Here is a 14951-nt window from a genome sequence, read left to right as displayed (position 1 = left end):
CCACACCTCAGCCCTGTTCGCCAACGGAAGCCAGCGGCCGCGCGCCGGAATCTGTCTGGTTGGCAGGCTGGCCCTTGATCTGGACCGTACCACCCTGGCGAACGGCCTGCACGCCTTCGGCGACGATAAGGTCACCCGGGTTGATCTCGGCATTGACCAGAACATAGGCTGCATTGCGCTGCATGATGCGGACGGGAACGCGCTGCGCCTTGTTATCGGCAATCTTCCAGATATAGGCACCGTCCGTGCCCCACTGGATCGCCAGCGGATCGACCGTCGGATAGGTCTCTCCGGCAAATCCCATATTCACCTGGAAAGCCATGCCTTCGCGCAGGGCATCGTTCGGATTGGTGATCCTCGCCTGCACCTGCAGCGTGCGGCTGTCAGGATCGATGCGGTTGTCGATGGCATTGATCGTGCCCTTGAACGTCTCGCCCGGACGGGCAACGGAAGTGGCGGTGACGGCGGCGCCGACCTTGATGGCCGGGGCAAAGCGTTCCGGCACCCAGAAATCCACCAGCACTTCGCTGCGATCGGCGATGGTCGCGATCTGCGTCGTCGTGGTGATGTAATTGCCGGCACTCACGGGGAGAATACCGACGATGCCGCCAATCGGCGCCTTGACGGCGCGCCGGTCCAACGCCAGTTCGGCCTCACGCAGGTCGAGACCGGCATTGTCGACAGCCAATCCGGCATCGGACACCTGCACAGCGGAAACGGTGTTGGTGGTGCTGAGATTTTCCGCGCGTTTCAGCTTGGTCTGGGCGTCCTTGAGCATCGTGCGCGCCTTGTCGGCCGCGATGGTCTCCGCCTCGGAATCAAGCCGGGCAATCACGTCACCAGCCTCAACCTTGGTGCCCGAAGTGACCAGGATTTCCGTCATGCGTCCCGCAGCAAACGGCGTGACCGAAACCGAGCTCTTTGCCTTGCCCGTGCCGATGGCCGACAGCTTGTCATTGATCTTGGCCGCGTTGGCGGCTCGGACGACGACGATCGGAACGGCCTGTCCGCCCCGTCCCTGCCCATTGGGTTGGGCTGGTTCCTTTGCCGCGGTCTGAACCTTGTCGGCACCGGCCTTTTTCAGGAAACTGGATGCGCCCGGAAAGAAATACAGCCATCCCGCGCCGGCAACGGCTAGGATAACGACAACCAGAACAAGTTGTTTCCAGACTTTCATACATCACTCCAAAAAGGCCGGTTCCGCCACCCGCGGAGCCAGCACCACTGTATTTTTGATTGTATCCCAATGCGCATCCCGGCGCGAAAGGTTGTTTAGCGACATGAATAAAGCGCTTTGATGTCGCCGTTAATGACAAAACGGTGAGGTTACAAAGATTTAATGCAAATGCCTGCGAGGCTTTGACTGCAGAATTTAGCCGGTTATGCCCGGTTCTGCTTGATGGGCGGTTTCTGCCGTGCAACATGGCGGGCGGAAATTCCGGAAGGAGAGCATTCAATGGCGACGAAGACCGACATTGCACGCCGCGTGTTCAATCACACGTGGAAACTCGACCCCATTGTCCGCAGTCTGCTGGATACGGATTTCTATAAATTGCTGATGCTGCAGATGATCTGGGGTGTTTACCCCAAGGTTGATGCAACCTTCACGCTGATCAACCGCACCACACGCGTCCGGCTGGGCGACGAGATCGACGAGGAAGAACTGCGCGCGCAACTCGACCATGCCCGCACCATCCGCTTTTCCAAGAAGGAAATGATCTGGCTTGGCGGTAATACGTTCTATGGCAAGAAGCAGATCTTCGAACCCGACTTTCTCGAATGGCTGACGCATTTCCAGCTGCCGGAATATGAGCTGACCAAACGGGACGGCCAGTACGAGCTGAACTTCCATGGCCCATGGATGTACACGACCATGTGGGAAATCCCGGCGCTCACCATCATCAATGAACTGCGCTCGCGCGCGGCGATGAAGAAGATGGGGCGGTTCGAACTCGACGTGCTCTATGCCCGTGCCAAGGCCAAGATGTGGACGAAGGTGGAACGGCTGCGCTCCCTGCCCGATATCCGGATTTCCGATTTCGGCACCCGCCGCCGCCATTCGTTCCTGTGGCAGCGCTGGTGCGTGGAAGCCCTGAAGGAAGGCATCGGCGAAGCCTTTACCGGCACCAGCAATGTGCTCCTCGCCATGGACAATGACCTGGAAGCGCTCGGCACCAATGCGCACGAGCTGCCGATGGTCCTGGCGGCGCTCAGCCGGACGGACGAGGAATTGCTGAAGTCGCCCTACAAGGTGCTGCAGGACTGGAACCGCTACTATGGCGGCAATCTTCTCATCGTGCTGCCGGACGCATTCGGGACCGCTGCCTTTCTGCGCGATGCACCCGACTGGGTTGCCGACTGGACGGGTTTTCGCCCGGACAGTGCGCCGCCAATCGAGGGCGGGGAAAAGATCCTGTCCTGGTGGCGCTCCAGGGGCAAGGACCCGCGCGGCAAACTCCTGGTGTTTTCAGACGGGCTTGACGTCGAGACGATCGAAGAAACCTATCATCACTTCAAGGGCAAAGTGCGCATGAGCTTCGGCTGGGGGACAAACCTCACCAATGATTTCGAGGATTGCGCACCGCGTTTCAACGATCAGCTCAATGCCATTTCCCTGGTCTGCAAGGTCAGCGAAGCCAATGGCCGTCCTGCCGTCAAGCTTTCGGACAATCCGAAGAAGGCAACCGGCGACGCAGCCGAAATCAAACGCTATCTGGAGTTGTTCGGCGCGGAAGACCGGGTGGAACAGGCCGTGAAGGTTTAAGCGGAAGAAGCCGCATTGCCATCCTGCGTGGACCGATATGAATAAAACCCCGCCGGCAAGCCGGCGGGGTTTGGAAATTCAGCGTCGACCGGACGGCTGTTACTGCAGCATGACTGTCTGCAGCTCGTGTTCCTGCGCGCCGACAAGGATATTGTCGCGTTCATCGGAAAGCACGATGGGGTCGCCATTGGCGGCAAAGAGCGCCCAGAGCTCGACACCCGGTGTCATCGGCGGCAATGCTGGGAAACTGGTGGCGAGATCGTCAGTCTTCACCTTGCGCATATAGGCGACCTGTCCGGCGCCAAGACGCGAGAATTCCAGTTCACTCAGGAAATTCTTCGAAACAGTATTTTGCATATCAGCCTCCATATTCGGACAGTCCTTCCAAAGGCCCCGTCCTGTTAGAGCCACACTACTGCGCCATGCGTCCACCTGGACGCATAAAGGACGCAGTAGCCCTTTAGTGGCGCATAATCCTTTCCAAAAATCGAAGTGATTTTTGGGGTTATGCGCTAGTCCTGAACTGCAATGTTGATGCGTTTGACCAATCGTTCGGGTTCCGGACGGTCGAGATCGATCGACAGAAGCCCATTCTTCAATGTAGCAGCACTCACGCGCATTCCATCGGCAAGAACGAAAATGCGCTGGAATTGGCGCGCGGCAATGCCACGATGCAGATATTCCCGTTCGCTTTCATCGGCCTGCCTGCCGCGGATGACCAACTGATTGTCCTCTGTCGTCACTTCGAGATCGTCATTGGAGAAGCCGGCGACCGCGAGGGTGATGCGAAGCTGTTCCCGGCCGCTGTCGGCGTGGATGCGTTCGATATTGTAGGGCGGGTAGCCATCACCGGATTTGGCGATACGCTCCAGCGTCTTTTCCATCGTGTCGAAACCAAGCAGCAAAGGGCTTGAAAACGGTGTCATTCGTGTCATCTGTGCAGTCCTCAGAAAAGCGACCGAAAAGAGAAACCCGGAGATGGCATTTCCCTTCTGTCCTTTGATATGGTCGATCGGCAAGCAGACTTCAAGAGAATGAAAGCAAGAGATGACGCGGAAAATCATAATTGACACCGATCCCGGCCAGGACGATGCGCTGGCGATCCTTCTGGCGCTGGCAAGCCCGGAACTGGATGTTCTGGGAATCACGGCGGTTGCCGGCAATGTTCCCCTGGACCTGACCAAAACCAACGCCCGGAAGATCTGTGAACTAGCAGGACGGACGGATGTGAAGGTCTTTGCCGGTGCCGACCGGCCCCTGATGCGCGCGCTGGTCACGGCTGAAAACGTCCACGGCAAGACCGGTCTCGATGGCCCGGACCTGCCGGAACCCGCCATGCCTCTGCAGGACCAGCATGCGGTCGATTTCATCATCGAGACCTTGCTGACGCAGGAGAGCGGCAGTGTGACCCTGTGTCCGCTCGGTCCCCTCACCAATATTGCCCAGGCTCTGATCCGCGCCCCGCAGATCGCCACACGCATCCGCGAAATCGTGCTGATGGGCGGCGGCTTTTTCGAGGGCGGCAACATCACCCCGACGGCCGAATTCAACATCTATGTCGATCCGCAGGCGGCCCACATCGTGCTGACATCGGGTGTACCCATCGTGATGCTGCCACTGGATGTGACGCACAAGGCTTTGACCAGCGCCAGGCGGATTGAGCGCTTCCGCGCCATGGGAACCCGGTCCGGCGCTGCGTCCGCGGAGCTGCTGGAATTCTTCGAGCGGTTCGATGAAGAGAAATATGGCAGCGATGGCGGCCCGCTGCATGATCCGAACGTTATTGCCTATCTCCTGAAGCCGGAGCTTTACAAGGGGCGGCATTGCAATGTCGTCGTGGAAACGGCGTCAGACCTTACCCTCGGCATGACCGTCGTCGACTGGTGGGGCGTGACCGACAGGCCGAAAAACGCCTTTTATATACGCGATGTGAACGATGAGGGTTTCTTCGACCTCCTGATTGAACGCATCGCCCGTCTTCCCTGAACCAAAGCAGGTCCGGCAGCCCGCCGCCGGACCTATCTCCTTGTTTCATCACGAAAAGGTGAGTCGGCGTAAACCTTCAGTCAGCAATTTCCGCGCATAATCCTCCCGTGACCGGAAGGCCCGCAAGGGCTGCGCTCAAGCCTGTTGGGATCGATATGCTGACACGACGGACGTTCCTCTGCGGATTGATGGTGACCGTTGCCGCGCCTCGGGCAGCTTCGGCAAAACCCAGGAAATCCTTTATCCTCAACCCGGAATACATGCCGCAAATCGTTGATTACCCGACCTATGAAGAGGCCGGAACCGTCATCATCGATCCGCGCAACCGCTTTCTCTACCTCGTCGAGGATGAGTATTCAGCCATCCGTTACGGCATCGGCGTCGGACGGGCCGGACGGGCCTTCTCGGGAACGGCGGAAGTGGGGCGCAAAGCCAAATGGCCGCGCTGGCAGCCGACGGACAACATGATCAAACGCCAGCCGGAAAAATATGCCCGCTATGCGGACGGGGTTGCCGGCGGCGGCAGCAATCCACTGGGGGCCCGCGCCCTCTACCTCTACCGCAATGGCCGCGACACCTATTACCGCATCCATGGCACCACCGAACCCTCGTCGATCGGCAAGGCCGTCTCCAACGGTTGCATCCGCATGATCAACGAGCACGTGGTTGACCTGTACGACCGCGTTCCCCTGGGAACCGCGGTCGTCGTCCTGTGAACCGGATCGTTCAGGAGCGCGTGTCGGGCACGCGGCGCCAGCTATAGGTGCCCGCCCTGGTGTGGGAGCCGCGGCCCGGCTGATAATAGACCGGCGTGTCGTGCAGGTTATGGTTGGCGAGGCGTGTCAACGTCACCGCGTGGGTGACCTTCAGCGTGTCAAAGCCGGTGCGCAGCATATAGGCGACCTGATCGATCAGCACATCGCCGACCGCACGCAGTTCACCCTGGTACTGATGGCGATCCTTCAGGACCTCGGCCTTCGAATAGGAGCGGCCGTCATTGAAGGCTGGAAACTGCAGCGCAATCACAGGGATTGAACCGAGCAACGGCAGAAGCGGATCGATGCTTTCGCCGGGCGCGACGGAAACGCCGATCCGCCGGTTGGTCGCATTGCGCACGCCCTCATCAAGCCCGAGCCAGACGGCCAGCGGCAGGATGACCGCCGGGGCATCGCCTGCCTCCTCCAGCGTTTCAGCCGTGATATAGGGGTCCTCGCGGAAACCCTCGCGGCCCCAAAGCTGGCTCTCGGGCTTTTCAGACATGTCACTCATAGATTCGAATCCGTCAGGGAAATATTGCTCAACTGGTCGGTAAGGCCAGTCAGGTGGATACCGCATTCGGTTTTATCGGTGCCTGCCCAGCGGCCAGCACGGTCATCTTCGCCGTCCTTCACCGGGGACGTGCAGGGCATGCAGCCGATGGACCGGTAGCCTTCCGCAACAAGCGGGTGCGGCGGCAACTGGTTGGCAGCCATATAGGCCTTCAGGTCCGCTGAGGTCCAGCGTGCCAGCGGATTGATGCGCACGCGCGCACCCACGGACTCGAACACCGGCAGTGCCGTGCGTGTCGAGGCCTGGAACTGCTTGCGCCCGGTCATCCACGCGCGGTACGGCGCGACAGCACGGGCCATCGGCTCGACCTTGCGGATATAGCAGCAGCGGTCCTTGTTGGTCATGGACAGCGCCCCGAAAGGATCCTCGTCTTTCAGGCTCTGCTTGAGCGGGTGGATGTCCTGCACATCGGTCAGGCCAAGTTCGTGCACGAGCTGGTCGCGGTAGCGCAGGGTTGCCGGGAAATGTTTGCCGGTTTCGAGAAAGAGCACCGGCAGGGCGCGATCCACCTGCGCGATCAGGTGCAGAAGCACCGAGGATTCCGCCCCGAAAGAGGAAACCACGGCGATATCCTGTTTGAAGAGCTGGGTAATCGCCAGTTCGATGATCTGTGCCGGGTCGAGATTGCCATGGCGGGCTTCCAGCGCACGCGCCTCGTCCGCAACGGTGATCGCATTGGTTTCAAGCAGCATTGGCAGCCTCGCTATAGAGCGCATCCTTGAAGGGAGCAGCGCCCAGGCGCCGGTAAGCGGCAAGGAAGGTTTCTTCCTTGTCCGTCCGGATTTCGAGATAGCGGTCGACAATGGTCTCGATCGCATCGACGATTTCTTCGGAAGAGAAGCCGCGCCCGGTGATATCGCCGATGGTGCAGACCTCGTCACCGGAGCCGCCGAGAGAAATCTGGTAGAGTTCCTCGCCCTTCTTCTCAACGCCCAGAATGCCGATATGACCGACATGGTGATGGCCGCAGGCATTGATGCAGCCCGATATCTTCAGTTTGAGCTCGCCGATGTCGGCCTGGCGCGCCGGATCGGCAAAGCGTTCCGATATGCGCTGGGCAACCGGGATAGAGCGGGCTGTCGCCAGCGCGCAATAATCCAGACCAGGGCACGAAATGATGTCGGTGATCAGCCCCGCATTGGCGGTGGCGAGACTGTCGGTCAGCAGCAGATCGTAAACAATGCGCAGATCGGCGATCGCCACATGCGGCAGAATGAGGTTCTGCTCGTGGCTGACGCGGATTTCGTCCTGGGAGAACTGTTCGGCAATATCGGCAACCAGATCCATCTGGGCATCGGTGGCATCGCCCGGAATGCCGCCGATCGGCTTCAGGGAAATGGTCACGACACCGTAATCCGGGTTCTTGTGCGGTGTCACGTTCTGGTCGACCCAGGCGGCAAAGACATGATCCGCCTTGCGCGCGCTGGCCAGTGCCGACCAGCCTTCCGGCCGCTGCGGGAGGTGCGGCGGACGGAAGTAGCTGTCGATGGCATCGACATCCGTCTGCGGCAGCTTCAGGTCGCTGTTCTTCAGCGCCAGCCATTCGGTTTCCACCTGGCGGGTCAGCTCTTCCGTGCCGGTTTCATGCACGAGAATCTTGATGCGCGCCTTGTACTTGTTGTCACGGCGCCCGTTCAGATTGTAAACGCGCATGATCGCCGTGGTATAGGTCAGCAGATCCTCGACGGGCAGGAAGTCGCGGATCTTCTTGGCAACCATCGGCGTGCGGCCCTGGCCACCGCCGACATAGACGGCAAAACCGATCTCGCCCGCCGCATTCTTTTTCAGGTGCAGGCCGATATCGTGCACCTGAATGGCAGCACGGTCACGCTCGGCGCCGGTAACGGCAATCTTGAACTTGCGCGGCAGGTAGGAGAATTCCGGATGCATCGACGACCACTGGCGCAGGATTTCCGCGTAGGGGCGCGGATCGGCAACCTCATCGGCGGCAGCACCGGCAAAGTGATCGGCGGTCACATTGCGGATACAATTGCCTGACGTCTGCAGGGCATGCATCTCGACTTCGGCAAGTTCATCGAGAACTTTCGGCATGTCCTTGAGGGCGGGCCAATTGTATTGAAGGTTCTGGCGCGTGGTGAAATGACCATAACCGCGGTCATAGGTGCGGGCGATATGGGCAAGCTTGCGCATCTGACGCGACGACAATGTGCCGTAGGGAATGGCGACGCGCAGCATATAGGCATGCAGTTGCAGATAGACGCCATTCATCAGCCGCAGCGGCCGGAACTGGTCCTCGGTCAGCTCACCGGCAAGACGGCGTTCGACCTGATCCTTGAACTGTTCAACACGGGCGGAAACAAACGCGTGGTCAAACTCATCGTAACGATACATTCTGCGAGGCCTTCAATTATCAGTTAAGCAGCGTTTGCCGCAGGCTTTTCCGCCTGCTTGCCAAGGTCAAGACGGACGGTGGGGCCGAGCTGGCGGATGCGCTCGCGCAGGCGGACCGGATAAAGATGTTCGCCGCGCTCTTCCACATCAATGACATTGACGTCGATGACAAGATTGGACTTGATCGCCACCTTGCCCGCTTCCTCCAGCGCCGCCGCTGCTTCCGCATGGCGGGCCACGAGGGCACCGTCAATGTGATCGAGCCATTCGCCGTTGGCCCCAAGCCATACGGCTTCGCCATCGGTCAGACGGTTTGCGGTGAGAACTTTAACACTCATGATCATCATCCTTCGCAATCAAGCGGCATTGGATTGAAGGCGGCGCGCTGCCACCGAAGAGGTTGGGGTGCGGATGGCCAGCGGCTCGGCCTTGTCGATCGCCGCACCAGCCACGGCGTCACCAATGACCACCATGACCGGGCCATCCAGGTCGGGGCGCTGTTCCAGCGCCGGCAAATCGTGCAGCGTGCCATGGAACATGCGGCGATCCGCACGTCCGGCATTTTCGATCACCGCCACGCCGGTATCGGCATGCAGACCGGCACGCATCAGGCGCTCGGCGACGGAGGCTGCAACGCTGCGGCCCATATAAACCGCGATGGTTGCGCCTGAGATGGCGAGGCGCGCCCAATCGGGCAGCACCTCGCCTGCCATGTCATGACCCGTAGTGAACACAAGGGAGGATGCGACACCACGCAGGGTCAGAGGCAGTTGCATATCGGCTGCCGCGGCAAAGGCCGAGGTGATGCCGGGAACGATCTCGAAGGGGATACCGGCGGACCGCAGCGCCGCCATTTCCTCACCGGCACGGCCATAGACCAGCGGATCGCCGGATTTGAGGCGCACGACGCGCTTGCCTTCACGGCCGAGCGAAACGAGAAGTGTGTTGATTTCCGCCTGGCTTTTCGAATGGCAGCCCTTGCGCTTGCCGACCGACAGCCGGGCTGCGTCGCGGCGGCCCATGGAAACGACTGCCTCGGGCACCAGCGCATCATAAACGATGACATCAGCTTCCATGAGAACGCGGTGCGCACGCAGGGTCAGCAAATCCTCAGCGCCGGGGCCTGCGCCGACCAGCCAGACATAGCCCTTCGGCTCGTCCTGATTGTCGAGGAGCAGCCCGGCAGCCTGGCGGGCACCGTCGAGATCATTGTTGTAGACCTTGCCGGCAACATCGCCCGAGAAGAAGGAGCGCCAGAACAGGCGCCGTGGCAGGCCCTTTTTCACCAGCTTTTCAACGGCCGGACGATAGGCATTGGCGAGACGGGCAAGATCACCCAGGCGCGGCGAGAACGCGGCATCAATACGGGCGCGAATGATCTGGCTAAGCACGGGGCCTGTGCCTTCCGAGCCAATGGCAATGGCAATCGGCGCACGGTTGACGATGGCGGGGGTGAAGAAGTCGCAAAGTTCCGGACGGTCGACCACATTGACCGGAACATGCTGGCGGCGTGCCTCGGCGGCAATGGCGCTGTCGCGCGCTTCATCGCCCGTGGCAACAAAGGCCAGCTTTGCACCGGAGAGGTGCTTTGGAGAAAAAATGTCCGCGATATGCTCGTGACGGCCAGCGCGGATGAAATCGGCAAGGTCCTGTTCGGGTTCCGCAGCGACAACGCGGATCATCGCATTTGTCTGCGCCAGAAGCCGAACCTTGTTCAGTGCTTCTTCGCCTTCGCCGACAACCACAACCACTTCATTCCGCACGCGGAAGAAGGCAGGAAAGACAGAAAGCTGGTTGGCATGAAAAGACATGAGCAAGACAATCCCGGTGAATGCTGGGATTATCGTTGATCGGACCGCGCTTTATAAGGAACAGAAGTGCGCCGAATCGAACGGCGGAGCATAGAATTTCTGAAAATCCCGGAACAAGCGGATTCTCTTTCCATGCATTGCAAGAAAATGCCTCCCAGCCTTTGCCGGGACCAGCAAGGCGGGACAAGCGACAGCAAACGGCACCGGATCAAGCGGTGGCGGTTTGATACACGACTACTTTTATCGTGTTAATGCAGAAATGCAAGTCCATTGTGCATATCCGGCGAGAGAAGGGGACATATCAAAACCTCCTGCGCTGGTTCAAAATTCGTATCGCGAAAATTTATTATTGTAAAACGATAATTTCTTGCTATCCTTACAGAAGAAAATTCACAGAGGTGCCCCATGAGCAATCTTTCTTCGCTTGATATACCAACGACTGGACGCACGCCGGCTCACCGCGCGGAGCGCATCCGGCGTTTCAGCAAAATCATGTCCGGCCTGTATCTCGCCACATCGGTCGTCCTGACTGCCGGAACGCTCTGCTACTGGCTTGCGACGCCGCAGGCCGATATTCTGGCTTCGGCCGGTTTGCCGGCAGCCGGAGCCGGAAACCTTGGTTTCCCGACACGTCTTCTTGCCTTCCTCGTCTCGATGCTGCCGCTGGCAGCGTTGATCTGGGGATTGGGGCAGGCCCGGCGCTGCTTTGACGGCTTTGCCAGACAACAGTTCTTCACGGCCGAAACCGTTGGCAGCTTGCGTGCGTTTGCAATGGCGGTCTTCGTATCGACGCTCCTTCAGCCCTTCGCCTATTCCGCCCTCTCGCTCATCCTGACCTGGACCAACCCGGCCGGGCAGCGTGCTTTGGCCATAGGCATCAGCTCGGACATGCTGCTTGGGCTGCTGTTTGCCGGAACCATCACCGTCATTGCCTGGGTGATGCGCGAAGCCATCGCGATAGCCGATGAAAATGCCCAGTTCGTCTGAGGATCAGCCCATGCCCATCAAAGTCAGGCTCAATGTCATGCTGGCCGAGCGCAATGTGAAATCCAAGGATCTGGCGGAACATGTCGGAATAACGGAAGCCAATCTGTCCCTGCTCAAACAGGGCAAGGTGAAAGGCATCCGCTTCGAAACCCTGGAGCGCATCTGCGACTATCTCGACTGCCAGCCCGGCGATCTCATGCGCTACGACAAGGAGGAGAGCTAGGCGGTGAAAATGGCCGGCACGTGCACCGGCCAGCGCCACGGCACAATCGCCACGAGATCATAGCGCAATGACAGGTTTGCATAATCGGGCTGACGCACGAGCCAGAGATCGGCAGCCGCCTCAATGCGCTGCATGGCGGTCCAGGTCACCGCCTCCATCGCCTGTTCGAGTGTCGGACGGGCCTTCACCTCCACAATGAGGACAAGGTCGCCGCGCCGGGCAATGAGGTCGATCTCCCCCTGTTTGGTGCGGTGGCGCCGCGCGACAATGCGAAAGCCTTTCAGCATCAGGGCAAGCGCGGCGAAATACTCAGCGGAGTGGCCGCGCCGGTAAGCCCTGTGTCGCTTGCCCGCGCCCGTCATTTCATTGCGAGCAACCGCTGATAGAGTTCGCCCTTCGGACGGCCCGTCATGCGTGATGCTTCACCTGCGGCCTTGGAGGGCGGCATTTCCAGTGCCAGTGCGCGCAGCAGCGCATCGATATCATCGTCGGTGCGGGCAATGTTCTGATCGCCCTCGGGCGGTCCCACGACAAGAACCACCTCGCCGCGGATCCGGTCTTCGCCATCGAACTGCGCCGCCAGTTCCACCAGCGGCAGGGTAACCACCGTCTCGTAGGTTTTGGTCAGTTCGCGGCACAGCGATGCCTGCCGCTTCGGGCCGAACACCTCGACCATATCCGCCAGCGTCGCCGCGGCACGATTGGGCGATTCAAAGAAGACCAGCGCAGCATCCAGCGTCTTCAGGGATTCAAGTTTCGACCGGCGCTGCCCCTGTTTCGACGACAGAAACCCGGCGAAGTAAAAGCTGTCGGTAAACAGCCCCGAGGCCGTCAGCGCCGCCAGCACCGAGGATGCGCCGGGAATAGGCACCACGCGGATACCGGCAGCCTTGGCTTCCGGTACGAGACGCCCGCCAGGGTCGGAGACCAGCGGCGTCCCCGCATCCGATACCAGCGCCACGCTTTTCCCCGAAAGCAGGGCTTCGATCAGCTTTGGCCCGGCTTCCCCGGCATTGTGTTCATGATAGGCATAGGGACGCCGGGAAATCCCGTATCTGTCGAGAAGAACACGGCTGACGCGTGTATCCTCGCAGGCGATCACATCGGCGGCTGCGAGGGTTTCGATGCCGCGCAGCGTCATATCGCCGAGATTGCCGATGGGTGTGGCGACGATGTAAAGCGCCGGCTCGAGCGGCCGGGCGCGAAACGCCGTGTTGCCGATCTGATAGTCCCGTTCCCTGGTTTCCCCGTCAGACACGCCGCACCCTCACGCTGCCAGATCGGCAATGACCGCATTCAGAACGATAGCGCCTTCGGGCGTCGTGCGGATGCGGCTGTTGCCGATATATTCGATCAGACCCTGTTCAGCCAAGGAAATCACGCGCTTTTCCTTGACGCCGTGGCCGGTCAGCCGCTCGTAGCGGGCAAGATCGATGCCTTCGACAAGCCGTAGGCCCATCAGCAGGAATTCATCGCCTTCCTGTTCGCCGGTGAGCAGTTCCTCTTCAACGACGCCATGACCATTGCTCTCGACCCTGCTGACCCAGGTTTCGGGGTGACGCTCGGTGATCGTCACCGCACGCTTGCCGTTTTCGATGAAACGGCCATGCGCGCCGGGACCAACGCCGACATACTCGCCATACCGCCAGTAGACCAGATTGTGCTGGGATTCGGCTCCGGGTGCCGCGTGATTGGAAATCTCATAGGCCGGCAGGCCGCGCCCGGCCGTCACATCCTGCGTTTCCGCATAGAGCGCTGCCGCATGATCGCCGTCGGGCGTGATCAGTTTGCCGGCTTTCCACAACTGGTAGAAGGGCGTGCCTTCTTCAATCGTCAATTGATAAAGCGACAGATGATCGGCCGCATAGGAGATGGCCCGGTTCAGTTCCTCGCGCCATGCCTCGATCGTCTGGTCGGGCCGGGCATAGATCAGATCGAAGGACAGGCGCGGAAAAATATCGCGTGCCAGCCCGATTGCCACCAGGGCTTCCTCGACATTGTGCATGCGCCCGAGCCGCCGCAGGTCCGCATCGTTCAATGCCTGCACACCCAGCGAGACGCGATTGACGCCTGCCGCCCGGTAGCCGCGAAAACGGTTGGCCTCGACACTGGTCGGATTGGCTTCCAGCGTGATCTCGATATTGTCGGGCACAGTCCAGTTCTTCGCGATCTCATTGAGCACGGACCCGACAGTTTCCGGCTCCATCAGGGATGGCGTGCCGCCACCGAGAAAAATGCTGGAAATCGTGCGCGGACCGGTGCGCGCGCGCATGGTCGCCATTTCGCGGGCGAAGGCCGCGGTAAACCGAAGCTGGTCCACCGGCTGGTGACGGACATGCGAATTAAAATCACAATAGGGGCACTTGGCCATGCAGAAGGGCCAGTGGACGTAAATGCCAAAGCCCCCTTCGCTCTCCTGACCGCGCAGCAATGGGGTCATCAGGCCCCCAGACAATCACGGGCAAAATGCTGGAAAGCCCGTGCCCGATGCGACAAAGCATCGGCTTCGCCCGGCTTCCAGCCATGTTTCTGCTCGGCGGTCATTTCCCCGAAGGTCGCATCATAGCCCTGCGGCTTGAACACCGGATCAAAACCGAAACCGGCGGTGCCGCGCGGCGGCCAGACAATCTCGCCCTCTACTTCGCCGCGATAATAATTGGCTTCACCGTCAGGCCATGCGAGGCAGATCACCGAAACGAAACGCCCGCCGCGATCCCTGGCATCGGTGATTCCCCGGTCCCGCAGCGCGGTTTCCACCTTTTGCATCCCATGGGCGAAATCTCGCTTGCCATCCGGCAGTTCCGCCCAGTTGGCGGTATAAACGCCGGGGTCGCCGTCCAGCGCATCGACACAGAGGCCGGAATCATCTGATAGCGCGACAAGGCCGGTCGCCTTGGCCGCCGCGAAAGCCTTGATATAGGCGTTCTCTTCAAATGTGGTGCCGGTTTCATCCGGTTCCGGCAGGCCGAGATCGCCCGCCGACACCACTTCGAAACCGAAGGGGCCAAGCAGATCGATCATTTCCTGGATCTTGCCCTTGTTGTGGCTGGCAACGAGCAGTTTGCCTTTTTCAAGTGTTCTCATGTCAGGTTCCATAAAGCCGGTTCGGCAAATTCAATCGAGTTTCCGGACGGATCGCGGAAATATAGGGAGCGGGCACCATTGGGCCAGTCAAATTCAGTTTCGATGGCGATACCATTGGCCTCAAGATGGGACTTCCAGCCGGAAATTTCATCCCGCGTTGCACGGAAACAGACGTGACCAGGCCCCTTGGCACCATGCGCCGGGATGGGAAGACCGCCTTTGGGCCTTTCCGCCAGCTTTTCCGCATTAAACAGGATCAGGACGCCGGCTCCGCAGCGGAAAAAGACCGATTCATCGCCCGCCCGCAGGATAACGTCCAGTCCGAGTATATCGGTATAGAACCGTGCAGCCACGTCGATATCGGTCACATACAGAGCTGTTTCCAGAATACCCGATGGCTGCATGGTGTTTTCCG

General features: G+C 60.0%; 18 protein-coding genes. 5 read left to right on the top strand and 13 right to left on the bottom strand.

What is annotated here, in order from left to right; translation table 11 throughout:
- Positions 1–7: 7 nt before the first annotated feature.
- Positions 8–1177, bottom strand: a complete 1170-nt coding sequence (locus ACTJJ7_RS09795; RefSeq protein ID WP_440966782.1) for an efflux RND transporter periplasmic adaptor subunit — start codon at positions 1175–1177, stop codon at positions 8–10.
- 279 nt (positions 1178–1456) lie between these two features.
- Here ACTJJ7_RS09795 and pncB point away from each other — a divergent pair, with 279 nt between their 5' ends.
- Positions 1457–2764: a nicotinate phosphoribosyltransferase gene (gene pncB / locus ACTJJ7_RS09790; protein ID WP_130271492.1), complete on the top strand. Its 1308-nt coding sequence runs from the start codon at positions 1457–1459 to the stop codon at positions 2762–2764.
- Between the two features lie 99 nt (positions 2765–2863).
- On the opposite strand, the gene ACTJJ7_RS09785 is transcribed toward pncB, so the two are convergent.
- On the bottom strand, positions 2864–3133 hold the full coding sequence (locus ACTJJ7_RS09785) for a DUF1150 family protein (RefSeq protein WP_105734008.1): 270 nt from the start codon (positions 3131–3133) through the stop codon (positions 2864–2866).
- Positions 3134–3276: 143 nt separating this feature from the next.
- Positions 3277–3699, bottom strand: coding sequence for an Hsp20 family protein (locus ACTJJ7_RS09780; RefSeq protein WP_105734593.1), 423 nt, complete (start codon positions 3697–3699; stop codon positions 3277–3279).
- Positions 3700–3811: 112 nt separating this feature from the next.
- Here ACTJJ7_RS09780 and ACTJJ7_RS09775 point away from each other — a divergent pair, with 112 nt between their 5' ends.
- The gene (locus tag ACTJJ7_RS09775) at positions 3812–4750 is read left to right on the top strand and encodes a nucleoside hydrolase (RefSeq protein WP_440966779.1); all 939 of its coding nucleotides are present in this window, start codon (positions 3812–3814) and stop codon (positions 4748–4750) included.
- A gap of 155 nt (positions 4751–4905) precedes the next feature.
- Positions 4906–5466 carry a L,D-transpeptidase gene (locus ACTJJ7_RS09770; RefSeq protein ID WP_440966777.1) on the top strand — a complete coding sequence of 187 codons (561 nt, stop codon included), beginning with the start codon at positions 4906–4908 and terminating at the stop codon, positions 5464–5466.
- A gap of 10 nt (positions 5467–5476) precedes the next feature.
- Here the strand turns inward: ACTJJ7_RS09770 and ACTJJ7_RS09765 are convergent, their stop codons facing one another.
- The 5 genes from ACTJJ7_RS09765 to cysG are packed head-to-tail and all read right to left on the bottom strand — an operon-like array spanning position 5477 to position 10242.
- Positions 5477–6010 carry a DUF934 domain-containing protein gene (locus tag ACTJJ7_RS09765; RefSeq protein WP_440966856.1) on the bottom strand — a complete coding sequence of 178 codons (534 nt, stop codon included), beginning with the start codon at positions 6008–6010 and terminating at the stop codon, positions 5477–5479.
- 5 nt (positions 6011–6015) lie between these two features.
- Positions 6016–6771: a phosphoadenylyl-sulfate reductase gene (locus ACTJJ7_RS09760; protein ID WP_105734011.1), complete on the bottom strand. Its 756-nt coding sequence runs from the start codon at positions 6769–6771 to the stop codon at positions 6016–6018.
- On the bottom strand, positions 6761–8431 hold the full coding sequence (locus ACTJJ7_RS09755; RefSeq protein WP_130271488.1) for a nitrite/sulfite reductase: 1671 nt from the start codon (positions 8429–8431) through the stop codon (positions 6761–6763). Before ACTJJ7_RS09755 ends, ACTJJ7_RS09760 begins: the two co-directional genes overlap by 11 nt.
- Before the next feature lie 23 nt (positions 8432–8454).
- Positions 8455–8769: a DUF2849 domain-containing protein gene (locus ACTJJ7_RS09750; protein WP_130271486.1), complete on the bottom strand. Its 315-nt coding sequence runs from the start codon at positions 8767–8769 to the stop codon at positions 8455–8457.
- An 18-nt stretch (positions 8770–8787) separates the two neighbouring features.
- Positions 8788–10242, bottom strand: a complete 1455-nt coding sequence (cysG, locus tag ACTJJ7_RS09745; RefSeq protein WP_440966775.1) for a siroheme synthase CysG — start codon at positions 10240–10242, stop codon at positions 8788–8790.
- Between the two features lie 405 nt (positions 10243–10647).
- Between cysG and ACTJJ7_RS09740 the strand changes: the two genes are divergently transcribed.
- The gene (locus ACTJJ7_RS09740) at positions 10648–11229 is read left to right on the top strand and encodes a DUF2975 domain-containing protein (protein ID WP_105734014.1); all 582 of its coding nucleotides are present in this window, start codon (positions 10648–10650) and stop codon (positions 11227–11229) included.
- Positions 11230–11239: 10 nt separating this feature from the next.
- Positions 11240–11452 carry a helix-turn-helix domain-containing protein gene (locus tag ACTJJ7_RS09735; RefSeq protein ID WP_105734015.1) on the top strand — a complete coding sequence of 71 codons (213 nt, stop codon included), beginning with the start codon at positions 11240–11242 and terminating at the stop codon, positions 11450–11452.
- On the opposite strand, the gene ACTJJ7_RS09730 is transcribed toward ACTJJ7_RS09735, so the two are convergent.
- Genes ACTJJ7_RS09730 through ACTJJ7_RS09710 form a run of 5 tightly spaced genes read right to left on the bottom strand, consistent with a single transcriptional unit; the run spans position 11449 to position 14940 of the window.
- Positions 11449–11814, bottom strand: coding sequence for a YraN family protein (locus ACTJJ7_RS09730; protein WP_440966773.1), 366 nt, complete (start codon positions 11812–11814; stop codon positions 11449–11451). The two genes, ACTJJ7_RS09735 and ACTJJ7_RS09730, sit on opposite strands and share 4 nt — an antisense overlap.
- Positions 11811–12710: a 16S rRNA (cytidine(1402)-2'-O)-methyltransferase gene (gene rsmI, locus ACTJJ7_RS09725; protein WP_440966771.1), complete on the bottom strand. Its 900-nt coding sequence runs from the start codon at positions 12708–12710 to the stop codon at positions 11811–11813. Before rsmI ends, ACTJJ7_RS09730 begins: the two co-directional genes overlap by 4 nt.
- Positions 12711–12719: 9 nt before the next feature.
- On the bottom strand, positions 12720–13892 hold the full coding sequence (gene hemW, locus ACTJJ7_RS09720; RefSeq protein WP_440966769.1) for a radical SAM family heme chaperone HemW: 1173 nt from the start codon (positions 13890–13892) through the stop codon (positions 12720–12722).
- A complete protein-coding gene (gene rdgB / locus ACTJJ7_RS09715) occupies positions 13892–14536 on the bottom strand; it encodes an RdgB/HAM1 family non-canonical purine NTP pyrophosphatase (protein WP_105734596.1) in 645 nt (214 codons plus the stop codon). Before rdgB ends, hemW begins: the two co-directional genes overlap by 1 nt.
- Positions 14533–14940, bottom strand: a complete 408-nt coding sequence (locus tag ACTJJ7_RS09710; RefSeq protein WP_105734019.1) for a VOC family protein — start codon at positions 14938–14940, stop codon at positions 14533–14535. The genes rdgB and ACTJJ7_RS09710 overlap by 4 nt, the downstream gene beginning before the upstream one ends.
- Between the last annotated feature and the right edge of the window lie 11 nt (positions 14941–14951).

Origin of the sequence: Phyllobacterium sp. 22229, assembly GCF_052056495.1 — a bacterium.
In the GTDB taxonomy this organism is placed as follows: domain Bacteria; phylum Pseudomonadota; class Alphaproteobacteria; order Rhizobiales; family Rhizobiaceae; genus Phyllobacterium; species Phyllobacterium myrsinacearum.
Note: the sequence above shows the minus strand (reverse complement) of the source record. Positions and strands in the feature narration are given on the sequence as shown.

Coding starts and splice junctions, on each gene's coding strand:
- ACTJJ7_RS09795 (WP_440966782.1), bottom strand. CDS start 1,177: ATGAAAGTCTGGAAACAACTTGTTCTGGTTGTCGTTATCCTAGCCGTT.
- ACTJJ7_RS09770 (WP_440966777.1), top strand. CDS start 4,906: ATGCTGACACGACGGACGTTCCTCTGCGGATTGATGGTGACCGTTGCC.
- ACTJJ7_RS09750 (WP_130271486.1), bottom strand. CDS start 8,769: ATGAGTGTTAAAGTTCTCACCGCAAACCGTCTGACCGATGGCGAAGCC.
- ACTJJ7_RS09710 (WP_105734019.1), bottom strand. CDS start 14,940: ATGCAGCCATCGGGTATTCTGGAAACAGCTCTGTATGTGACCGATATC.
- ACTJJ7_RS09740 (WP_105734014.1), top strand. CDS start 10,648: ATGAGCAATCTTTCTTCGCTTGATATACCAACGACTGGACGCACGCCG.
- ACTJJ7_RS09780 (WP_105734593.1), bottom strand. CDS start 3,699: ATGACACGAATGACACCGTTTTCAAGCCCTTTGCTGCTTGGTTTCGAC.
- ACTJJ7_RS09730 (WP_440966773.1), bottom strand. CDS start 11,814: ATGACGGGCGCGGGCAAGCGACACAGGGCTTACCGGCGCGGCCACTCC.
- cysG (WP_440966775.1), bottom strand. CDS start 10,242: ATGTCTTTTCATGCCAACCAGCTTTCTGTCTTTCCTGCCTTCTTCCGC.
- ACTJJ7_RS09765 (WP_440966856.1), bottom strand. CDS start 6,010: ATGTCTGAAAAGCCCGAGAGCCAGCTTTGGGGCCGCGAGGGTTTCCGC.
- ACTJJ7_RS09735 (WP_105734015.1), top strand. CDS start 11,240: ATGCCCATCAAAGTCAGGCTCAATGTCATGCTGGCCGAGCGCAATGTG.
- rdgB (WP_105734596.1), bottom strand. CDS start 14,536: ATGAGAACACTTGAAAAAGGCAAACTGCTCGTTGCCAGCCACAACAAG.
- ACTJJ7_RS09775 (WP_440966779.1), top strand. CDS start 3,812: ATGACGCGGAAAATCATAATTGACACCGATCCCGGCCAGGACGATGCG.
- ACTJJ7_RS09785 (WP_105734008.1), bottom strand. CDS start 3,133: ATGGAGGCTGATATGCAAAATACTGTTTCGAAGAATTTCCTGAGTGAA.
- ACTJJ7_RS09755 (WP_130271488.1), bottom strand. CDS start 8,431: ATGTATCGTTACGATGAGTTTGACCACGCGTTTGTTTCCGCCCGTGTT.
- hemW (WP_440966769.1), bottom strand. CDS start 13,892: ATGACCCCATTGCTGCGCGGTCAGGAGAGCGAAGGGGGCTTTGGCATT.
- ACTJJ7_RS09760 (WP_105734011.1), bottom strand. CDS start 6,771: ATGCTGCTTGAAACCAATGCGATCACCGTTGCGGACGAGGCGCGTGCG.
- pncB (WP_130271492.1), top strand. CDS start 1,457: ATGGCGACGAAGACCGACATTGCACGCCGCGTGTTCAATCACACGTGG.